We start from the raw sequence: 20,278 nt of genomic DNA on the forward strand, positions 1-20,278 counted from the left end.
CATCCCTGGAACGCAAATCAAGTCCAAATAGAAAACACCATTCTCCTTGAGAAAATGGTGTTTTAATTTTGTTACAGCCTTATAGGTTATCGTCTTCTTTTTTTATCATCTTTTAACATAGGTTGGAATTTAACGACTTTTTCTAACTCGACACGGACATGAATATTTTTTTCATCAATCTGTTCAACATTTAAAACGGTTCCTTTTCGACCTTTAATTTTTATGGCTTCATCTTTTTGAGGAACTTTTTTTAGCAATTGACTTAAGTAAAACGTATTTTTCTCAAAAAAAGTAACAACATACATGGGCAAAACTCCTTATCTACCAGAGTTAATCGTTACAGTGTATGTTAAATAGGGATGAAGTGTAAGTTGTCCAACTATCCTTATATTAACGTTCAATAATTATAGACAAGCATTTTTTAAGTCCTAGTGCCCATATCTTTGTCAGATTTCCCATGTTTTTGTATAATAGTATTAGGAATTGATTGATGTGATCTATTGAAGAGTATACATTAATCAATATTATCGAACTTAATACATAGAATTGAGGAATTTTTATGAGTCCAGTTAGAAAGCAAAAGCCAAAAATACGAAGGATCTTATCCAAAGTATTACTAATCATTCTTGGTGGAGCTATTACGGCGTACGGTTTGGAAGCGGTGTTAATTCCAAATAACGTATCCGATGGTGGGGTAACAGGTATAAGTATCGTTGGATCGCAGTTATTCGGTTTACCTCTAGGAGTGTTAATTGCGATATTAAATATCCCCTTTATTATTTTGGGTTACAAACAAATTGGGAAAAGTTTTGCGATTTTTTCGGTGCTCGGTATTGTTTCCCTTGCCATAGGGACAAGTATGATGCACCATGTCCCAACAATTATTCATGGTGATACATTATTAGTTACAGTTGTTGGTGGGATTATCATCGGGTTTGGGATGGGTCTTGCCTTACGTAATGGTGGTGCCTTAGATGGCATTGATATGTTGGCAGTATTACTTTCAAGGAAATTACCATTTGGGACTAGTGATTTAATATTGTTCCTAAATTTATTTGTATTTATTATTGTTTCGACAGTATTTGGTCTTCAAGGAGCAATTCTTTCAGGGATTGCCTACTTTATTGCATCCAAGGTGATTCATATCGTAGAAGAAGGTCTAAGTGGTTCAAAAACATTTAAAATTATTACAAGTGAGCCAGAAGAAATGGTCGAAACCATTCGTGACCGTTTAGGACGTAGCGCCACATACAATATTGTGCGTGGAGCTTATTCAAATGAAGAATTTAAGGAAATCACATGTGTTATTAACCGTTTAGAGGATAGTAAAATGAAAGAAATTATTCATGAATTGGACCCTAATGCTTTTGTTACAGTGTATGATACAGCAGAAGTAAGAGGCGGAAACTTCAAAAAACGTAATATTCACTAATCAAAGTTATAAGAGAGTAGACGGAATGTATCGTCTACTCTTTTTAATTTGGACGGGGTTATTTCTATTTCTAGTTAGGGTCAAATCCAGCATAATATAGGTAAGAATCACTTAATAAAGGAGAGAAACCATGAAGTTCGAAATTGATGAAGATGCGAAACAATGGATTCAATCCAAGGGCGGACAATTAATGGTGAAAATAGTTGGAGTAAATGCTTGTTGTGCACCGGGGGTACAAGAGTTACTAACACTCGTTGGAAAACCGAAAGATATAGGGAACTATTATGAATTCCGGGTGGGTGGCCTTTTAATCTACGTTCAAAGGCATATTACAAGGAAAGAAAAATTAATTTTAAAACTTTCGGGTTTTGGTTTTTTTAAAGCGATATCAGTTAAAATTGTTTAATTGATCAACCTAATTAAATCGGGAGCTTATGAACGAGAAAGTATGAGATGTACTACTTACAAAGAGGTGGATATAGTGGTTACAAAAAATATTGGAAGGGAAGATGATTCAGCAAAAGTGCTACATCTTCTAAATGGAGAAAGTATGCTGCATATTTTTAATAAGTCTCACTTTCTTAAAGGGGAAACGTTAATTCCTTTTAACGAAGCAATGTGTTATGGAAAGACATCAGCTGATATATTTTCACCTTTATTTAATAAGACACGCTCTAGAGTTCATCATGTAACGGTCGATGAGTATAAAGAACGGACATTGAAACCTTTGGAGCCACTTTTTCTAAAGAATTTTAACCAACTCGAATTGTGGTTTGATTTTGATATGTTTTGTCAAATTAATTTGTTAACAGTTCTTGGCTGGCTTGACCAAGAACATCATAAATGCTCGATTAAGCTTCATCTCATAGATGATCAGTTTAAACCGATTGAAGAATATTCACTGACTTCTGAAGGTTATTATTTAATGTATAAGCAAGTGTTAGTGGATAGGAAAATGCCTTCAACAATTGAATTATCACCTTTGCTGAAAGGGGTAGAATGGTATTTATCTTACCTAAAAAAAGATAGTGAATTGATGGAATATATTCTATTAAATATTGATACTAGTGAAAATGAGCTTTTGTTAGGACTATTAAATGAATTTAAACATTATGGGTTAGGTAATACGCAATATTTGGAGATCATCAGAGAATTGAGAAGAAAATGATGATACATATACACTAATAATTAGTTATAAAGTAAATGTAATGAGAGTCTTGGTTATTGCAGTGATAGTGTTAGCGGTTGATCTTAATCGAAATAAATTATAAAGGAAATTTCACTTGGGGGATCACGACGATTTTCTTCATAACACCCTTTTTATCATGGTAGCAGGGATTCTTTTTGGGATGAGTGTAGGAGACGGGGTTGCTGGAATGGCAATAATGGCTTATAGATTTGTCTTTCTAATAGTAATCGTTAAAAAGTAAACTATATGAGGACGTTTTTACTATTTTAGTAGAGGCGTCTTTTTTATATGCTTTTAAATAGTTCAAATATTATATGTGCCTATTGAAAAGTGGTATAAAATATATAGAACAGAAAATTCACATTATCGGGACTATCATACTAAGAGTGGCTCTGCAATAGCTTCCTCAATTTTTTGCGAATTTTATAGATTTCAAGTAATCTCCAATCACTCCATAATCTCTACTAAATTACCAAACTTTTTGGTATATATATATGATGTGTATTGGTATATTATTGGTTTGTAAGAGAAAAACATCGAAAGTTAACTTGGTGATGAAATACTGCAATCACAATAGCTAGTGCAACTTTTAATGTTGAAATAGAGGATAAGGTTCTCTATTTATCTTATATTAACTTTTTTAGTGTAATAGTTTATCAACTAAATTATTTTATATATTCTAGGAGGAAATTCTTATAATGGCTAACCAACAATCTAAATACAAAAAATTCGTAGCAACAGCTGCTACAGCTACTTTAGTTGCATCTGCAATCGTACCTGTTGCTTCTGCAGCAACTCCTTCATTCTCTGATATCGCTGGGAACGACCACGAAAATAATATCAAAGAATTAGCGGAATTAGGTTTTATCGGCGGATACACTGATGGTACATTCAAACCAGGTAACTCAGTAACACGTGGACAAGTTGCTCTAATGCTTGGTAAATGGGCTCAAGCAGAAGGCGTTGAAGTTCCTGCTGATTATGCAACAAAAGCATACTTCAATGATGTTCCTGCATCTGCTACAGAAGATAACAAAAAAATGTACGCATTAGTTAAAGCAGCTGGTATCTTTGAAGGTTCTAATGGATCTTTAAACCCAGGTCAAGAAATCTCTCGTCAACATATGGCTGTAGTACTTAACAGTGCTTTCAAAGCTGTTTACGGTAAATCTTTAGTTGAGGTTGCTGGAGATACTTCAGACGTATCAGTTGGAGATATCGAGAAAGTTTCTGCTGACTACCGTGATGAAGTATTAGCTCTTAAAGCTTTAGGTATTACTAAACCTGCTAACTTCAACCCAACAGGCAAAGTTACTCGTGGACAATTCGCTTCATTCTTAAACGCAACTATTAAAGTTGATGCTGAAGAAGCTCAAGTTACAACTGCAGTTACTGCTGTAAATGCAATCAACGCTAAAACAATTGAAGTAGAATTCAATAATGCAGTTGACGAAGAAACAATTGATGCTATTACTGTAGTTAAAGGCGAAGAAGCTTTAAATGCTGGTACAGTATCAAAAGAGTTAAGTGAAGATGGTAAAAAACTTACACTTAAAGCTCAAAATATCTTCAAAGGTGAATACACTGTAAAAGTTCCTTTCGAGACTGTTAAAGATGTTAACGGTGAATTCGTTAGCCCAACTAATTCTAAAGTAACTGTAGACGATCAAACTGCTCCAGTTTTAACTGCTGCAACATCTACTGTGAAAGATACTGAAAATGGAATTCAAAAAATTACTTTAACTTTCGATGAAGAAGTAGATTCAATCGAGACAGTAAAAATCAACGGAACTAACTATGATGTAACTCCAGTTGGAAATAAAGCAACTGTAACTGTTGACATTGACGATGCAACAAAATCATACGAAGTAACTGTTGTAAATGCTGAAGACTTTGCTGGTAATGTGAAAGACGTTCAAGTTGCTCCATTAACTGTAACAGTTGATAACGTAGCTCCTTCTATCGTTGGTGTAGAAGCAACTGGTGAAAACACTGTAAAAGTAACTGTTGATGAAGAATTAAAAAATGACACATTAGTAGTTTCAGGAAAAGTTGGTACGTTTAATGCAGATATCGTTGAAAGTACTGTAGTAAACCCAGATAATAATAAAGAATATATTGTAACATTAAAAGATTCTTATTTATTTAAAAATGGTAACTCTGACACAGTTACTTTAACTGTAGCAAAAGATGCATTAGTTGATGCTTTAGAAAACACTAACTCAGCTGAAATCACAAAAACAGTTGAAGTATCAAAAGATGTAATTGCACCAGAAGTAGTTAAAGTTGCTACATCTAAAACTGATGGTAAAGTTTCTTCTTTCGCTGTAACTTATGATGCTGAAGTTGCAACACCAGATGTTTCTAAAATTTCAGTTGTTAACTCTAAAGGCGAAATCTTATCAGCAACAGATGTAGTTGAAAGTGTAGTAGTTTCGGATGAAGATGATAAAACTGTAGTATTCACACTTAAAGATGTAGATACAGATCAATATAGCTTTGAATTAGCAAAAGGATTTGTAGTTGATACGGCATTAACTCCAAATGAAAGTGCTAAATATGCATTTAATGTTGATGTAACTGAAGATGGTCAACCAGTTGAAACTTCATTTGACATTGTTGGCGCAACTGCAGAAGGAAATGTGATTACTGTTGACTTTGGTGCAAAAGTTAAAGCTACTGGCACAGGTTCAGCTTTAAATCCTTCAGCTTACCAATTAAACGGAACTACATTACCATCAGATACTGAAATTGAATTTGCACCAGCTCAAGGAGATTCAGCTTACCAAACAAAAGTTCTTATTACACTTCCAGATGGATTTGTAGAAGCTGATGATAACAAAGCAGTATTCCGTGTAAACGCTGTTCAAACACTTGATAACAAAGTAAGTAACCAATTCTCTGAAACTATTGCAGTAACTGACAACACAGCTCCTGTAGCTCAATCATTCAAAGTAACTGATTTAGATGAAATCACGGTAACTTATTCTGAAGCAATTAAACTTTCAGCAGAAGATGCAGATATCACTGATGAAATTTCATTAGTAGATGACAAAGGTGTTGCAATGGAATTTACAGTAGTTGAAGTTACTGAAGATGGTAAATTAGTATTAGCAGTTGCAGATGCTACTCAAGTTGCAAGCTTAGTAACTTTAGAAACTGAAACAGCAAACATCACTGACTTAAATGGTGTTGCTCAAGAAGCTAAAGTAACTGTTAAAAAATAATTGTACCAGGCACAACAATTCTAACATTTTAATAAAGTGAATGAATTCAAAGGCTCTGCATTGGAGAAATCCCATGCAGAGTCTTTTTTGTGTATAGGAAAGGTTAATTTTTAATGTAAAAATGATATCAAGTTATCGCATACGGTAGTAAACTTGGTACATAAAATAAAAATGAGAACTATTGAAAATCAATAGTTCTCACAAGTTTCAATGTATGGGGTTTTTTAATGCTCCATCAAGTTTGCTAATGGAACGTCCTGTTCTTTTTGTGGATCATCGAGAGGATAAATTCTAGCTGTTTCATTTTTTTCATCTACGTTTTGGATGAAAACGCGAACGCCGTTAAACGTAATGTTCGCTATAACTCCTGAAGTCGCAATTTCTTGTGCTCTTTGAACATTCATCTGAAAAAATCCTCCTTTTTCTTCACCTACATATTTAGTATTGTCAATCACGGGATAAATATTTCTTAAAAATTTACTTATAATTAATGTAAGTATTTTAATTTAGCATGAGACATTCCAAACATTAACGATAAAAAGTATTTCTAAAAATTAGGAACCTTTATTTAGTTAATCCGTATAAAATAGCATTAAATATTTCCTAGTTAATGAGGTTAAAGGATGAACGAATTACCAAGTAAAAAAGAAAAGTATGAAGTGCCACTTGTTATATATGTCTTTTTTGGTGCCGGGGTGGGTGCTTTCATCGGTTTATTAACGTATGTGAAGGGCTGGTTAACATTTTAATTAAACTTTGGCAGTCAGTAACCCGACATACATAGGACGTAATGAAAAACCGTGAATAATACGTATTCTTCACGTAGGCAGCCGAACTAAGGCTGTCTTTTTTCTTTAAAAAACAAAGTACAACCCTCAATTTTTAGGAATTGTCTCAGCGTTTAGGAAGTATATTGAATAAAATCATTAATTTCGATTTACAAAAACCGAAAAGGAGTGGAATATTGGACACGTCAAAGCTACTCCCAGCCTCAATCAAAAAGATCGGTGGTACATTCTGGGGTTTTGTCAATGAATCCGGTGACTTTGTAATCGAGCCTCAATATGATTATGTTTTTGATTTTCAAGAAAATGGTCTTGCTAGAGTTGAGAAAAACGGTTTATATGGTTTGATCGATTTACAAGGAAATTACATTGTGCAGCCTAGATATCGTTGGATTGAGCCATTCTCTGAAGGCAGGGCTGCAGTTCAAACAGTGAATGAGAAGCTCCCAAGTTATAAATTGATTGATGAGACAGGAAAGGGAATAACAAAAAAATATTATAACTTTATTGGATCATTCTATGATGGAAGAGCCGTGTTTCAACAAGATCATTTATATGGTTACTTAACTCGAAATGGTCGTGAAGTCATTCCGCCAATTTACACAAGCGCGGAACATTTTTCAGATGGCAAAGCGATTGTGAAATTATCAGATAATTATTACTACCTACTTGATGTAAATGGAAAGACACTCCAAAAGTATCCTTATCCCTATATTGGAAAATTATCTGAAGGGTTAATCGTCTTTTCGGAACAAGAATGGTTTGATGACGAACGTAAAATTGGCTATATGAATGAAGCGGGAAAAGTCGTCATAAAACCTCAATATAAATATGCAAATGAGTTTATGAATGGAAGAGCAGTAATTGGCATGTCAGATAATTTTAGACAAAACAGTGATGAAGGAGTTATTGATCCAAAAGGCAAAATCATCATTCAACCAAAATATAATGATGTGAAATTATTAGGGGAAGATCGAATAGCAGTTGGAAAAGCTTCGAATGAAGAAAATCCGTACTACGGTTCAGTTTATGCACTTGCTACTACAAAAGGAAATTTTTTAACTGATTTTGTGTTTGATAATATAGAAGTTTTTAAGGATGGGAAGGCTTCGGCTACAATTAAAGGAAATACTTTTTTTATTGATTTAGTTGGGAAGCGCTTAAAGAATTTGCCGACTGTTGAGGGGAGTGGAACTCTCGCTTTAGAGGACAATATCATTACAGCCAATATGGATCATAGAGTATATTACTATCATGAAAATGGATCGGTAATTTATCAACAACATAAAATCATTCCAATTAATGAGCAGATTCAAATTATCGAGGAAAAGTATAAGCCAAATGTGAACTTTTTTGTATATTATCCCCGTATCGTTGGTATACAGAACAAACAAGTTCAGAAGAAAACAAATCAAGAGTTAAAAAGACTTTCAAATTTGCAAAAGATTTCACCAAATGAAGCATTATCTTATGTGTATGAAGGGGATTTTATAATAGAATCGCTGATAAAAGATTTACTAACGATGCAGTTTACTGGATATGAATATCATTTTGGCGCTGCACATGGAACGGGAATCCAGAATTTCGTTACATTAAATGTGAAAAATGGCGAGTTTTATGAATTACAAGAGCTGTTCAAACCTCAAAGTGATTTTATAACAAAACTCAGTGACATGATTAAAGAACAGATGTTAAAAGAACCTGAGAAGTATTTTTCAATTGATTTATATAAAGGAATCAAGCCGAACCAGAATTTCACAGTAACAGAAGACACTTTAACCATTTATTTTGACAGTGGAGAAATTGCAGCCTATGCTGTTGGATTTCCAAAGTTTACGATACCTTTCTCAGAAATAATGGAGCTTATTAATGAAGAAGGGGAGTTATGGCAAGCACTACATTAAAATGGGTAATAGAATATAACTTTTGTGGGCGATTACCTTTGAAGGTATTCGCTTTATTCATATGTAAGGTATTTTTAAGTAAAGTCCATTCAGAACGATACAATCAACAACTAATTATACAGATACTATACATGGTGATAATTATTACTGTGTTTAATGTGGGGATTGTTGATTCAAAAGTAGAATAGGAATAAGGAATCTAAGGGCTGCAAATTCAGAAATTAAATCCTCGGTATGGAAAAAATAAGTCTATGATCTTTACTTAACAAGAAAGCATGCTAATTTTAGCATGCAGTTTTGATATCTATGTCATCCTCAAAGTTATTCTGTATTAATATCATTTTGTGGAATATTTGTCGTTGGTTTTTGTAGTTTCAACTGTATTGTGTAACTTAATAAAATTTAGAATTTGTAATGAATATTCAAATGTAGGTTTGTTACTAACTACCGTAACTTAAAATAGAAAATGTACTTTTTCACATTTATATTTATTATGATTATTTTCGGAACAATGGCATTGTTTTCTACAAGAGCAACAGTGATTATTCCAATTACTATGTTCATCTTCTAAGCAATGTGAACGTTTTTTTCCACAATGGTGCTGATTCTTTCGTTTGTTGCAACAATCATTAGAATGTTTTCTACAACATCCATTGAGAAAATCCAAACTGCCGAGTTCATCACTAAAACAATGGAAATTTTTCTTCTCACAATCTTGGTGTTGATCCTTCATTCTATCATGCTCACCACAAAAACAGTTAAAATGTTTTTCTTTACAATAACAGTCATGGTCCCTTTTGTCGTGGTGGCCAAAATCACAACATGTGCAATTTTTTCTCACTTTTTCACCTCCCATTCATTACTCATAAATTATGTGGAGTATTAAAAAATGGTTGTATAATTGTCTTGGTCGTAGTTTTAATTAGTCAATTTTAAGTTTTACTAATTTTTAAGTAGTTGAATGAATGAGGTTAACAAAGAGAGTAGAGCTTATAATTTGCAATGTACAAAAGGATTTAGAAATACCAAGGATGCCGTTACATATTTATCAACTCCAGTATAAGAAGTATTTGCTGAGAGTTTACATGATGCAACCATTCATAGAATTAATCGAGTTGGGAACAACCTTCACCTTTATATCAATACAGATGGTGGTTTTTCAACAAAATCCTATATCCATCTCATTTTTCAAAAAATTACTTCAGAAAATGCAGATGAACCCCTATAAGTTGGGCAATGCTTAGTATATGATGAATTATAAAAAACTGATAAAGGATTTGCCTTTCGGGTGTTATTTGAATGTCCTGAAGCTGAATGGACAATTGAGATGGAGACAATAGATGCTGCTTATTATTATCGACCAGTTGACTATGCAAAAGTACGTGATGAAAGACAAATTGAATTACATCCTTTACAGATTATATTGCGAAGTTAAATCCCAATCATCATTATTGGTTGATTACTCCGGATCTCATTTGTACAATTAAAAATATATCTGAAAGAACGATCTTACTAGACAATGGTCAGCTTGAAATTGGAAAAAGTGACTTAGTGGTGTCCGTAGGCAATAAAAGTTTTACGTATGACTTCAATGAATTTAATCCAATTTATTTCATATACACTGATGTTTATGAAGATCCTTACGCCCAGTTTAGCATCCCAGTTCCAACAGAAGATCTTGAAGAAGCAATTTTGGGTGAAGATTTAGAATTACAAGTTAGGGCATGGAATACGATGTATGCGAATCCGAAAGAACTGGCCTTAATAATCAATCGTATCTTATGGAAGTTAGAAATTCGAGAAGACAATGAATTGATGATTAGTGTATTTACAAGTCATTTTGATCAAGAAGGTATTTTGACGGAAAAAGTATTAGATAAATATCGTCATTTAATTAATTAGCTGTATTTTCGAGAAAGTTTTGTTCTTTAACATAAATAACTAGAAGAAAATACTTTGAAAATAGTGTGTTTGGCTTAAACTTTTCATTGTTTTTATAGCTGAATGGATATAAAATTAACCTTTAAAGTCCTAAAATGAATTTAGAATTTCAATTTCAGGTAGTCAGAAAGTTAATTGGAGGTTTATTAATCATATGAAATACAAAATAGTGAACAAATTAGTATTTGAACAAGCTCAAGTACGTTCGGTAGCGGACGTTCAATTTAATGAAGAACAATTAGAGAACGGTATGAAAATTGTTGTTTCAAAGGCGGACCCAACACTTGCTTTATATTTAGTAGAAGTGGACGGCCAAAAGAAATTCGAAGTACGATGGGATGATTCAATCGAAGTCTTCATCGGCTGGTTCTCTGCTTGGGAGAATTACACTTGGTGCTTAAGTATTGCCGATCAAGAAAAAGAACAAGAAGTGAATCAACAATAACATCTAATGAAACCGAAAACGACCATGTTTTCGGTTTTTTTATGCAGGGAAAGAGTTTTACCGAAAAATAACTGAAATGGGTCCTAACTCGTTATGGCGTTAAATTATTACTTATAAGTGTTTATTTTAGATAATAGATAATATTTGATTTGATAAACCGATTAGGAATTCAAAAAAGGGGAGACGTCATGAAAAATAGATGTAAATGGGTAACGAAAGAGCCGTTATATATTAAGTACCATGATCAGGAGTGGGGCGTACCTGTACATGATGATAGGAAATTATTTGAGATGCTTTGTCTAGAGGGTGCACAAGCTGGACTTAGTTGGTGGACAATTCTGCAAAAGAGAGAAAATTACAGAAGGGTGTTTGACCAGTTCGATGCAGAAAAAATCATCAACTATTCTGATGAAAAATTACGAACATTAATGGAAGACCCTAGTATCGTTCGGAATAAGTTAAAAATCCAAAGTGTTGTGACGAATGCAAAAGCCTTTTTAAAAATTCAACAAGAATACGGTACATTTTCATCCTACATATGGAGTTTTGTTGATCATAAACCTATTCTAAACCAATGGGAAACGTTTCAGAATGTTCCGGCAACAACTGAACGTAGTGATGCAATGAGTAAAAGGTTGAAAAAAGATGGATTTAAATTTGTAGGGAGCACTATTTGCTATTCATTCATGCAAGCAGTTGGAATGGTAAACGATCATACATTAGACTGTATGTGCCATCCATTAAATTTGAATATGAAAAATTAATAAAAGTAAGTTGCACAATTAGATATTAATGTGAAACGAAAAATTATTTTTACCGACTAATTTGAAAATAGGATCAAATAAAGGAGGTAGAAAATGATGATAAAGATCATAAAAATCGTAGTTGCTGTCGGCTTTCTCTTAACAATTATTAGCGCATGTGGAGTTACTGAAGAACAACCACAATCCGTAATAGAGGATGCGCCAACTGGGAATGCTAGTGGCATTACGCTAGCTGGCCAAGAGGCGCCTGAAATGATAGGAACTTTAAAGCAAATGGATGCTGATGAGGCAATCATTACAGTATCAGGGCAAGATATACAATATCGTTTATCTGATTTAGCGAAAGAACAAATCATTTATCAAGAAGTTGACATTGATCAGGAGGTAACGTTTAAAACATTCTCCATCGGGGATCAAAAAGAAACAGTTGCTGAGTTTATTTTAGAGTAAGCATCATGTGTCGTTAAGTGTGAATTTGCTACGCTTTTTATATGATTTGCATAAAAAAAGTAAACCAGCCGAAGAAAATTCGGCGGTTTACTTTTAAAACGTAATTTATGGTATTAGCGACCACGTAATTGTGATTCAGCCATTTGCACTAAGCGTTTAGTGATTTCGCCTCCGACTGATCCGTTTGCACGAGAAGACGCTTCAGGTCCGAGTTGAACACCAAACTCTTGCGCGATTTCGTATTTCATTTGGTCTAATGCTTGGTTTGCACCAGGTACTAGAAGTTTGTTTGAGTTACCGTTGTTGTTAGATGCCATGTCTCTCACCTCCTTGTGCATATAGAATGTGCTGTATTTCTTTTTTAATACGCAAAAATTAATAGGGTAAATACTAGTATTCTTGGTTAATACCTTCCAACTTTTACTTATATTATTTAATTGATAATGTCGAACATCAGAATTGCAGAAAAGTAAATATATAAGCTTTCTATAATTGATAAATAAGAGCGTTTCTTTGTGATTTTTGGCATTGGGGATTATATGTAGAATGAAGAACAGTTAAAGGTAGTGATGCTCATTGTTCTGTCATATAAGCTGAAGAACAACCAATTGAGTGTAAAAATGAAAAGAAAATTCGTTCATTAAAAGGGAAGTTCTTTGAATACATCAAAAATCATTATGTATTTAAGAATTTAATTAAACATTAAAAAGATGCTGTCAGAAGGGTGAAAAACACTTTGTGACAGCATCTTTTGGCTTTTTAATTTAAAAGCTTTTCAACTCGTTCGCAAACTTCGTCAGCAGATAGACCATGAGCGTTAATTACAGATCCTTCTGTTACAATGTTGCTAATTCCCATAACGTTTTCATCTTGTCCAGTGATTACGCAGCAATCACAATTCTGTGCATCTTGCTCATTGCGTAGTTGTTTTACTTCATAACCTTTAGCCTGTAAAGCTTGTTCAACGTTTGATAGTGATTGTTCAACACCGATGATTTTTGACATTTTTCATACACCTCCCAAATGTTAATGTGTCATTTTGGAAAGTGAATTATTCACTTTATTTGTTTTTTTGTTATTTATTTCGCTTAAATGGTATATTTGATGAATTTAATTTTATTTTTTGACATTTCGTAAATACCTTGTCCCCCGAGTTTAAATTATTCTACTCTATCTTGGTTGTTCATTGACAATTAGCTGAAATACATCTTTTCGGTCATAATGGCCAACTACATCAAAATCAAAATGACCTCGTGTGATGTCGTCTAAATCTAAAGTTGCGTATAAAATATCTTCTTTTCCGAATACAGGCTCAACTAAAAATTCACCTAATGGATTGACGATGCAACTGCCACCGCGAGTAATTTCGAAGGGCATATTCTTCATTTCCTCTGTTACTAATACCTCTTCTTCATACATATCCTTAGTTGAATATTGATTGCACGATAAAACAAAGCAACGCCCTTCAAGTGCGATGTGTCGCATTGAAGCGAACCAAGAATCACGAGAATCAGCAGTTGGTATCACATAAATTTGAATACCTTTTTGATACATAGCGGCACGTGCAAGAGGCATATAATTTTCCCAACAAATGAGGGAGCCGATTTTACCATAGGGCGTTTCAAAGACTGGAAGTGTACTACCATCACCTTCACCCCAAATGAGCCGTTCACTACCTGTAGGTTTAAGTTTTCGATGTTTACCCAGAAGTGTTCCGTCTGGCCCAAAGAATATTGCTGTGCAGTAAAGAGTACCTCCACTTGAATAATCATCCCGTTCAATGACGCCAGTAACCGTATAAGCACCAACTTTTTTCACTGCTTCACCTAGTTGTTCAGTTTCTGGACCTGGCACTGTAATAGCATTTTTTGCGTAGCGTAAGAATTGGTTTCGCCCCTCACTTGAACGACTCCCAACAACTGCACCAAAACTCAATCCCCGAGGATACGCTGGAATAAAAGCTTCAGGAAAAACAATAATGTTAGCACCATTTGCCCCAGCTTCTTGGATGTAAGCGATTGCTTTATCGATACATTTCTCTTTATTCATGACAATTGATCCAACTTGTACTACTGCTACTTTGCAACTTGACACAAAAATCCATCCCTTGCTCATTTTTTAGGTACAATAAATTCCATTGTAAATATATGAAATTAACTCTAAAGAGAGAAGTTGTAGTGGCTTAATAATAGTCAGGGGATAAATACATGATCGATATCAAAAGGGACAAATGTTGATCATATAAATAGTTGTATCCCCTCTGATTAGAAGGGGATTAATTCAAAAAAGTCATATTTTTTTTCAAAAAGTGTGAATTTATTCATATAAAATAAGAAATTAAATAAAAAATGTTAGTAAATTTATAAAATTTCGAAAAAAGTTCAATAATTTATGTCTATTTTGTGAACGCCCTGCATAAATTATAATATAAGTATAAATAACATGCGACGGGGTGACGATAATGTTAAACTATTTTATCTATTTAACTGCAACAATTTTCGTACTTGGTGTAGGTCTTTTAATTTTAAGTGTCACTGGAAACGTTTCCATTTGGTATGGAATTGAACTAATTAGAGGTAGTGTATTCGTCTTTATGATTGGTTTATTTATAGACATACTGGATGGGGAAATGAAAAAGAGAAAAGCTAGAAAGACTTATGAAGAGATATTATAAATGAAATTAGAAACAAAAGGGTCTTCTTACGGGCGGCAATGCCTGAGAAGAAGGGTAGTAAAACAAAAAAAAGCTTGAGATTGAATCTCAAGCTTTTTTTGTCTTACATATCCCAAAGTAAAATTAATAATGAACCGAATACCGTAACAACAGCGATGATAACACCATAAAGTACGTTTGTGTAAATTGCTTTACCATCTTTTGATTCACCAGCGTGCATGAATACTACAAGTTGTAGGAAAGCTTGGATAAAAGCTGTAACTAACAAGAGTGTCATACCAGCTTTGAATGACATATCAGTGTAGTAAACAAATAGGGCAACCACTGTTAGAACTAATGAAAAGACAAAGCCCATCACCTGTTTGGCAGGAAATAATTCTTTCATATTACATCATTCCTTTCAAATAGATGAAGCTGAAGATAAAGATCCAAACTACATCTAAGAAATGCCAGTAAAGAGAGAAGATGAATGCTTTATTTGCTGTTTGTGGTGTAAGTCCACGTTTAACTACTTGAATAATAATGAATAATCCCCAGAAGAATCCAAGTGTAACGTGAGCACCGTGTGTTCCTAATGTTGTCATTAGGGCTGATGTAAAGGCACTTGTTTGGTATGTTGCGCCTTCATGATAGTAAGTCATGAATTCAAAGATCTCTACTCCAAGGAAGCATAGTCCAAGAAGAAGGGTAATACCAAAGAAAGTAACCATTGCATTTTTGCGTCCAAGTCTCATTGCGTGAACCCCAAGACCAATTGTAAAACTACTTGTTAAAAGCACGAATGTTTCAATAAGAACAGGCGTGATTTCAAAAATTTCTGCTGGTGTTGGGCCACTACCTGTACGATGTGATAGTGTGAAATATGCTGTAAATAATGTAGCGAACAGCATAATTTCGGCTCCAAGGAAAATCCAAAATCCTAAAATATTTAACTGATTTTGATCAGTACTATACTCTAGAGGTTGCGCGTGATCGATCTTCATTATTTAGCACCTCCCCATATTTTGCTTCTGTTTCTTTAACTTCTTTTGCATGGATATGGTATCCATGATCTTGCTCGAATGAACGAAGAGTCATACATACGAAAACTCCGATTAAAGCAATCACTGCTGGAACCCATAGTGCGAAGACAAATGAGAATCCTGCAACGAAGAAAATACAAGACATTACGAAAGGTACGCCACTGTTATTTGGCATGTGAATGTCTTCGATTTCACCTTTGAATAATACATGACCATTTTTCTTTGAATCCCAGAAAGCTTGGCTTGAACTAATTTGTGGTAGACGAGCAAAGTTATATTCTGGTACTGGTGTATGAGTAGCCCATTCTAAAGAACGTGCATCCCATGGGTCACTACCGATGTCTCTTGGTGAATTTTTGAAACTATACCAAATGTTATATACGATTAATAAGAAGGCAATTGCCATTAAAGCACCACCGAAGAATGATACCATGTTTAATGGACCAAAGCCTGTTGATTCTGAGTAAGTGTACATACGACGTGCTTGACCATCTAAACCAGTGATATACATTGGGAAGAAGGCAAGGACGAAACCTACAGCAATAAACCAGAAAGTAGTTTTACCGATTTTTTCATTTAGCATGAAGCCAAAGAATTTTGGCCAATAATAAGTTAAACCAGCTAGCATCGCAAATACGACACCAGGAATAATTGTGTTATGGAAGTGAGCTACCAAGAACATTGTATTGTGGTATTGGTAGTCCGCAGCTGACATCGCAAGCATTACCCCAGTAACCCCACCAATTGTGAATAGTGGAATAAATCCTACTGAGTAAAGCATTGGAGTGGTAAAGCGGATTTTCCCTTTCCACATCGTAAATAACCAGTTAAAGATCTTAACCCCTGTTGGAACAGCAATCGCCATTGTTGTAATAGAGAAGATACTGTTTGTAAGGGCACCTTGACCCATTGTAAAGAAGTGGTGAGTCCATACTAAGAATGATAGTAGGGAAATTAATATCATAGACCATACCATTGATTTATAACCATATAAGTTACGGCCAGAGAACGTTGAAATAATTTCACTGTAAAGACCGAATGCAGGCAAGATTAAAATATATACCTCTGGATGTCCCCAAACCCAGAAGAAGTTCGCCCAAAGCATATCCATACCACCGTTTGAAGTAGTAAAGAAGTTTGCACCAAATAAACGGTCAGCTGTACCCATGATTAGGGCAACTGTTAAAACAGGGAATGCAAATACTACAATAACGTTAGCAATGAATGCAGACCAAGTAAACATTGGCATTTTCATTAAAGTCATACCTGGTGCACGCATTTTTAAAATTGTCGTACAGAAGTTGATACCTGTCATTAATGACCCAATACCTGAAATCTGAATAGCTAACATGTAATAGTTTGTACCAACTGAAGTACTGAAATCATTCCCAGCAAGAGGGAAGTAAGATGTCCAACCAGCATCTGGTGAACCACCAATTACGAATGAAATATTAAATAACATCGCTCCGACAAAGAATAACCAGAAGCTTAGTGCATTTAATCGAGGGAACGCTACGTCACGTGCCCCAATTTGTAAAGGAACAATTAAGTTCATAAAAGCAAAGATAAATGGCATCGCCATGAACAGGATCATAACAACCCCGTGTGTTGTAAAGATTTCATTATAGTGTTGTGCATCTAATAACTTTGCTTCTGGAGTAGCAAGTTGTGCACGCATCATAATTGCGTCTGCGCCACCACGGAAAAGCATTAGTAGGGCAGAAAGTAAGTACATAATCCCAATTTTTTTATGGTCAACAGTTGTTAACCATTCACGCCATAAATAACCCCATTTTTTAAAATATGTTAGGCCAACAACTATCCCGATGGAAACTAGCGCAATAGCAACCATTGATGCATAAATCGCTGGACTTGGATGAGGTATGGCAAATCGTTGGAAGAATTCCATCCTTTATTTCTCCTTTCTAGACCATAAATATATGAATCTAGTTAGTTAATTAAAATTAATGACCGCTGTGATCAGTTTCTTCGTTTGTGTGGCTTTCATCATGTGATGAATGCTCTGAGTGATCTGCTTCTGTATCAGTAGTTTCTGAATCATGATTATGTTCAGGAGCAGGGCTAAACTCTAAATGAGTACCAGTAAACGTCATTTGTCCTAAATGACCTGGTTCAAGTAATTCTTGGAATTCTGATTCTGTAAGTGGTTCTGCAGTTTCATGTACTTCTTGAACCCAATCATCAAAATCAGCTTGTGACATTGCTGTTACATTAAATGTATTTTCTGCGAAGCCTTTACCACTGAAGTTAGCATTTCGTCCAAGCATTTCACCTGGTTCGTCAGCTGCTAAGTGTAAAGTAGTCACCATGTCTGCCATCGCATATTTTTGTCCACCAAGTTGTGGAATCCAGAAACTTGTGATTGGCCCGTATGAATAAAGTTTGAATTCTAATGGGCGATCAGTTGGAACATATAAATAGTTTACTGTCTCAATTCCTTCTTCTGGATAACTAAAATGCCATTTCCAGTCAGATGAAGACGCATAAACAACTAAAGGTTCTTGTTCTTCATAACCTACAGGTGCTGACTCAACAATATAGTTACTTTGTACAGAAACAAATGATAAGTAAGCAACAATTAATACTGGAATACCTACACAAATTGCTTCTACTATGTGATTACCCTCAATATGAGGTGGTTCATAATCGTCAGGTAATTTTGAAGCGCGATATTTGAATAATATGACTGCCAAAATTACCATAACAACAATAACAATGAATGACATGATACCAATCGACAACATAATGTCACTTGCTTGGCGTTCAGCCTGTGGTCCTTTAGGATCTAAAACTAATAGAGGTTCACAGCCTGATAGAATCAGAACAAGTGCCATCATGGACGCTAAAAATGTCCACTTTTTTCTTAACAAGATTATACACCTTCCTTATAAATTGAAAGAACATCATCAAATGACATTCCCTCAACGCTATATTGCTATTGTAATGTTTTCACTATGAAAATGAGAGTAAAATTTGTCGAATTCACAAAAGGTTCACCAACTAGTCATAGGTTTTTCACGAAGTGTTCACTATTTAGCTAGTTTCAATCCACAATTGGAATCTTATAGAAATTTTAAATGAAAATGCTTACATTTATCGTGGAAAATAATAATTTTGATGGTTTCTATCAAAGTTTTTTTGAAAAAGTAAAGAAAAAAACTCAAATATACGATAGTGAGAAAATTTAAGGCAACTTTAAGAAAAGGTCATCACTATTGCACGAAATCTACGCATTTTTGCTTTTTAAGGACTAGTTTGATGTAGAAAGGAGATGTAAAACATTTAGAGAAAGTGAACACTTGATTTCCATTTATAACAGGTGTTGGGGTAAAACGAAGAGGAAAGGGCACATATTACTAAATACTAAAGCGAGACAAGAATAAAAGGCATCCTAATTATTAGGACGCCCCTTAAATTTATTAAATGTAAAATGTTATTTTAAATTTGGCGATATAGATGCTTCCGGTGTTGTCACCTTGTCGTAAAAGTTGACGAATTGATCGCGTTCTGGACTATTACGATATGCCATTGCAACACGTGGGTGTTCATTTAGTACACCTGAAATCATGTAGGGAATAATATAACCCCATTCCCAATTTTCACGCATTTCTAACATGTGTTTTTCGATGAAGCCAAGAACAGGTTTTAGCTCATAACTTGTTTTTTGTACATAACTTACAAGAAGTTCAGTGTGACAATTACCTGCAGCGCGACCCATACCATATACAGAGGAGTCCATGAATGTAACACCATTTCGAATTGCAGTTAATGTATTAGCGAAAGCTAATTGCATGTTGTTATGCGTATGAATTCCAAGCTGTTTATTTGGAAGTAGTGATTGGAACTTTTTCACTTGGTGTTCAATATTATCAGGATCTAGACTTCCAAAAGAATCTACAATATATACAACATCGACTGGGCTACTATTTACCATATCAAACGCTTCAATTAGTTGATGTTCTGGCACACTAGATAAAGCCATGATATTTAGTGATGTTTCATATCCTAATTCATGGAACATTTGAATTAGTTCTAAACCTTTATCGACTTCGCGGATATAACATGCAACACGAATCATATCTAGTAAACTTTCTTCACGTGGTAAAATGTCGTTCGGATCGACACGTCCAATATCTACTAAAGCGGATAATTTTGTGTACTTTTTCTCTGGGATGATTTTTTTAAGAAATTGATCATCAAGAAATCTCCAATGATTTGGTTCAGTTGCATTTAAAAGTTTTGCAGAATTTTTATAACCGATCTCCATGTATTCTACACCAGCATCGCTTAGGGAATTATATAGGTCTTGAACAAATTCAACACTAAAGTCCCAATTGTTTACTAAACCACCGTCACGGATGGTACAGTCAATAATTTTTTTATTATTTTCCATGATAAGTAAATCCTCCTTTAATTTTTACGTC

At 34.4% G+C, this 20,278-nt stretch carries 22 protein-coding genes and 1 pseudogene; 13 read left to right on the plus strand and 10 right to left on the minus strand.

Annotation, left to right across the window (positions count from 1 at the left end; translation table 11 throughout):
* Nucleotides 1-86: 86 nt before the first annotated feature.
* Nucleotides 87-305, minus strand: coding sequence for a hypothetical protein (locus JOD29_RS02985; protein WP_124761550.1), 219 nt, complete (start codon nt 303-305; stop codon nt 87-89).
* A 254-nt stretch (nt 306-559) separates the two neighbouring features.
* Between JOD29_RS02985 and JOD29_RS02990 the strand changes: the two genes are divergently transcribed.
* The 4 genes from JOD29_RS02990 to JOD29_RS03005 all read left to right on the plus strand — a co-directional run bounded on the left by JOD29_RS02990 (nt 560) and on the right by JOD29_RS03005 (nt 5,848).
* Nucleotides 560-1,432, plus strand: a complete 873-nt coding sequence (locus tag JOD29_RS02990) for a YitT family protein (RefSeq protein ID WP_124761548.1) — start codon at nt 560-562, stop codon at nt 1,430-1,432.
* A gap of 130 nt (nt 1,433-1,562) precedes the next feature.
* On the plus strand, nt 1,563-1,838 hold the full coding sequence (locus JOD29_RS02995) for a CC/Se motif family (seleno)protein (RefSeq protein WP_124761546.1): 276 nt from the start codon (nt 1,563-1,565) through the stop codon (nt 1,836-1,838).
* Between the two features lie 75 nt (nt 1,839-1,913).
* Complete coding sequence (locus JOD29_RS03000; RefSeq protein ID WP_124761544.1) at nt 1,914-2,600, plus strand: hypothetical protein; 687 nt, start codon at nt 1,914-1,916, stop codon at nt 2,598-2,600.
* A 719-nt stretch (nt 2,601-3,319) separates the two neighbouring features.
* Nucleotides 3,320-5,848, plus strand: a complete 2,529-nt coding sequence (locus JOD29_RS03005; protein WP_124761542.1) for an S-layer homology domain-containing protein — start codon at nt 3,320-3,322, stop codon at nt 5,846-5,848.
* 224 nt (nt 5,849-6,072) lie between these two features.
* Here the strand turns inward: JOD29_RS03005 and JOD29_RS03010 are convergent, their stop codons facing one another.
* Complete coding sequence (locus JOD29_RS03010; RefSeq protein WP_124761540.1) at nt 6,073-6,252, minus strand: small acid-soluble spore protein H; 180 nt, start codon at nt 6,250-6,252, stop codon at nt 6,073-6,075.
* A gap of 219 nt (nt 6,253-6,471) precedes the next feature.
* Between JOD29_RS03010 and JOD29_RS20565 the strand changes: the two genes are divergently transcribed.
* From JOD29_RS20565 to JOD29_RS03045, 8 genes and pseudogenes are all read left to right on the plus strand, one after another.
* Nucleotides 6,472-6,597, plus strand: a complete 126-nt coding sequence (locus JOD29_RS20565) for a hypothetical protein (RefSeq protein WP_275579628.1) — start codon at nt 6,472-6,474, stop codon at nt 6,595-6,597.
* A 215-nt stretch (nt 6,598-6,812) separates the two neighbouring features.
* Nucleotides 6,813-8,537: a WG repeat-containing protein gene (locus tag JOD29_RS03015; protein ID WP_158610496.1), complete on the plus strand. Its 1,725-nt coding sequence runs from the start codon at nt 6,813-6,815 to the stop codon at nt 8,535-8,537.
* Between the two features lie 1,105 nt (nt 8,538-9,642).
* Nucleotides 9,643-9,804 (plus strand): annotated as a pseudogene (locus JOD29_RS20785) (DUF4085 family protein); the annotation flags it as partial.
* 21 nt (nt 9,805-9,825) lie between these two features.
* Complete coding sequence (locus tag JOD29_RS03025; RefSeq protein WP_124761536.1) at nt 9,826-9,972, plus strand: hypothetical protein; 147 nt, start codon at nt 9,826-9,828, stop codon at nt 9,970-9,972.
* 20 nt (nt 9,973-9,992) lie between these two features.
* On the plus strand, nt 9,993-10,439 hold the full coding sequence (locus tag JOD29_RS03030; protein ID WP_205101615.1) for a hypothetical protein: 447 nt from the start codon (nt 9,993-9,995) through the stop codon (nt 10,437-10,439).
* Nucleotides 10,440-10,632: 193 nt separating this feature from the next.
* Nucleotides 10,633-10,923 carry a hypothetical protein gene (locus JOD29_RS03035; RefSeq protein WP_124761532.1) on the plus strand — a complete coding sequence of 97 codons (291 nt, stop codon included), beginning with the start codon at nt 10,633-10,635 and terminating at the stop codon, nt 10,921-10,923.
* 188 nt (nt 10,924-11,111) lie between these two features.
* Nucleotides 11,112-11,687 (plus strand): DNA-3-methyladenine glycosylase I, encoded by a 576-nt coding sequence (locus JOD29_RS03040; RefSeq protein ID WP_205101617.1) that lies wholly within the window; start codon nt 11,112-11,114, stop codon nt 11,685-11,687.
* Nucleotides 11,688-11,780: 93 nt separating this feature from the next.
* Nucleotides 11,781-12,137, plus strand: a complete 357-nt coding sequence (locus JOD29_RS03045) for a hypothetical protein (protein ID WP_124761530.1) — start codon at nt 11,781-11,783, stop codon at nt 12,135-12,137.
* Between the two features lie 113 nt (nt 12,138-12,250).
* Here the strand turns inward: JOD29_RS03045 and JOD29_RS03050 are convergent, their stop codons facing one another.
* The 3 genes from JOD29_RS03050 to JOD29_RS03060 form a co-directional block, all read right to left on the minus strand.
* Nucleotides 12,251-12,454 (minus strand): alpha/beta-type small acid-soluble spore protein, encoded by a 204-nt coding sequence (locus JOD29_RS03050; protein ID WP_124761528.1) that lies wholly within the window; start codon nt 12,452-12,454, stop codon nt 12,251-12,253.
* 442 nt (nt 12,455-12,896) lie between these two features.
* The gene (locus JOD29_RS03055) at nt 12,897-13,142 is read right to left on the minus strand and encodes a YkuS family protein (RefSeq protein ID WP_124761526.1); all 246 of its coding nucleotides are present in this window, start codon (nt 13,140-13,142) and stop codon (nt 12,897-12,899) included.
* Nucleotides 13,143-13,307: 165 nt separating this feature from the next.
* Entirely contained in the window at nt 13,308-14,231 is a 924-nt protein-coding gene (locus tag JOD29_RS03060) for a carbon-nitrogen hydrolase family protein (protein ID WP_420844537.1), read from the minus strand.
* A gap of 367 nt (nt 14,232-14,598) precedes the next feature.
* On the opposite strand from JOD29_RS03060, the gene JOD29_RS03065 reads away from it, so the two are divergent.
* On the plus strand, nt 14,599-14,811 hold the full coding sequence (locus JOD29_RS03065) for a hypothetical protein (RefSeq protein ID WP_124761522.1): 213 nt from the start codon (nt 14,599-14,601) through the stop codon (nt 14,809-14,811).
* Between the two features lie 103 nt (nt 14,812-14,914).
* Here JOD29_RS03065 and qoxD read toward each other — a convergent pair whose 3' ends face one another.
* From qoxD to JOD29_RS03090, 5 genes are all read right to left on the minus strand, one after another.
* The gene (gene qoxD, locus JOD29_RS03070) at nt 14,915-15,196 is read right to left on the minus strand and encodes a cytochrome aa3 quinol oxidase subunit IV (protein WP_124761520.1); all 282 of its coding nucleotides are present in this window, start codon (nt 15,194-15,196) and stop codon (nt 14,915-14,917) included.
* A 1-nt stretch (nt 15,197) separates the two neighbouring features.
* Nucleotides 15,198-15,794 carry a cytochrome aa3 quinol oxidase subunit III gene (qoxC, locus tag JOD29_RS03075; RefSeq protein WP_124761519.1) on the minus strand — a complete coding sequence of 199 codons (597 nt, stop codon included), beginning with the start codon at nt 15,792-15,794 and terminating at the stop codon, nt 15,198-15,200.
* Nucleotides 15,760-17,742, minus strand: a complete 1,983-nt coding sequence (qoxB, locus tag JOD29_RS03080) for a cytochrome aa3 quinol oxidase subunit I (protein ID WP_124761517.1) — start codon at nt 17,740-17,742, stop codon at nt 15,760-15,762. The genes qoxC and qoxB overlap by 35 nt, the downstream gene beginning before the upstream one ends.
* A 55-nt stretch (nt 17,743-17,797) precedes the next feature.
* Nucleotides 17,798-18,691: a cytochrome aa3 quinol oxidase subunit II gene (qoxA, locus tag JOD29_RS03085; protein WP_124762645.1), complete on the minus strand. Its 894-nt coding sequence runs from the start codon at nt 18,689-18,691 to the stop codon at nt 17,798-17,800.
* Nucleotides 18,692-19,287: 596 nt separating this feature from the next.
* Nucleotides 19,288-20,247 (minus strand): aldolase catalytic domain-containing protein, encoded by a 960-nt coding sequence (locus JOD29_RS03090; protein ID WP_124761515.1) that lies wholly within the window; start codon nt 20,245-20,247, stop codon nt 19,288-19,290.
* Nucleotides 20,248-20,278 lie beyond the last annotated feature (31 nt).

The organism is Lysinibacillus composti (genome assembly GCF_016908465.1).
Classification (GTDB): Bacteria; Bacillota; Bacilli; order Bacillales_A; family Planococcaceae; genus Ureibacillus; species Ureibacillus composti_A.

Coding starts and splice junctions, on each gene's coding strand:
- JOD29_RS02985 (WP_124761550.1), bottom strand. CDS start 305: ATGTATGTTGTTACTTTTTTTGAGAAAAATACGTTTTACTTAAGTCAA.
- JOD29_RS02990 (WP_124761548.1), top strand. CDS start 560: ATGAGTCCAGTTAGAAAGCAAAAGCCAAAAATACGAAGGATCTTATCC.
- JOD29_RS02995 (WP_124761546.1), top strand. CDS start 1,563: ATGAAGTTCGAAATTGATGAAGATGCGAAACAATGGATTCAATCCAAG.
- JOD29_RS03005 (WP_124761542.1), top strand. CDS start 3,320: ATGGCTAACCAACAATCTAAATACAAAAAATTCGTAGCAACAGCTGCT.
- JOD29_RS03010 (WP_124761540.1), bottom strand. CDS start 6,252: ATGAATGTTCAAAGAGCACAAGAAATTGCGACTTCAGGAGTTATAGCG.
- JOD29_RS20565 (WP_275579628.1), top strand. CDS start 6,472: ATGAACGAATTACCAAGTAAAAAAGAAAAGTATGAAGTGCCACTTGTT.
- JOD29_RS03035 (WP_124761532.1), top strand. CDS start 10,633: ATGAAATACAAAATAGTGAACAAATTAGTATTTGAACAAGCTCAAGTA.
- JOD29_RS03040 (WP_205101617.1), top strand. CDS start 11,112: ATGAAAAATAGATGTAAATGGGTAACGAAAGAGCCGTTATATATTAAG.
- JOD29_RS03045 (WP_124761530.1), top strand. CDS start 11,781: ATGATGATAAAGATCATAAAAATCGTAGTTGCTGTCGGCTTTCTCTTA.
- JOD29_RS03050 (WP_124761528.1), bottom strand. CDS start 12,454: ATGGCATCTAACAACAACGGTAACTCAAACAAACTTCTAGTACCTGGT.
- JOD29_RS03055 (WP_124761526.1), bottom strand. CDS start 13,142: ATGTCAAAAATCATCGGTGTTGAACAATCACTATCAAACGTTGAACAA.
- JOD29_RS03065 (WP_124761522.1), top strand. CDS start 14,599: ATGTTAAACTATTTTATCTATTTAACTGCAACAATTTTCGTACTTGGT.
- qoxD (WP_124761520.1), bottom strand. CDS start 15,196: ATGAAAGAATTATTTCCTGCCAAACAGGTGATGGGCTTTGTCTTTTCA.
- qoxC (WP_124761519.1), bottom strand. CDS start 15,794: ATGAAGATCGATCACGCGCAACCTCTAGAGTATAGTACTGATCAAAAT.
- qoxB (WP_124761517.1), bottom strand. CDS start 17,742: ATGGAATTCTTCCAACGATTTGCCATACCTCATCCAAGTCCAGCGATT.
- qoxA (WP_124762645.1), bottom strand. CDS start 18,691: ATGATGGCACTTGTTCTGATTCTATCAGGCTGTGAACCTCTATTAGTT.
- JOD29_RS03090 (WP_124761515.1), bottom strand. CDS start 20,247: ATGGAAAATAATAAAAAAATTATTGACTGTACCATCCGTGACGGTGGT.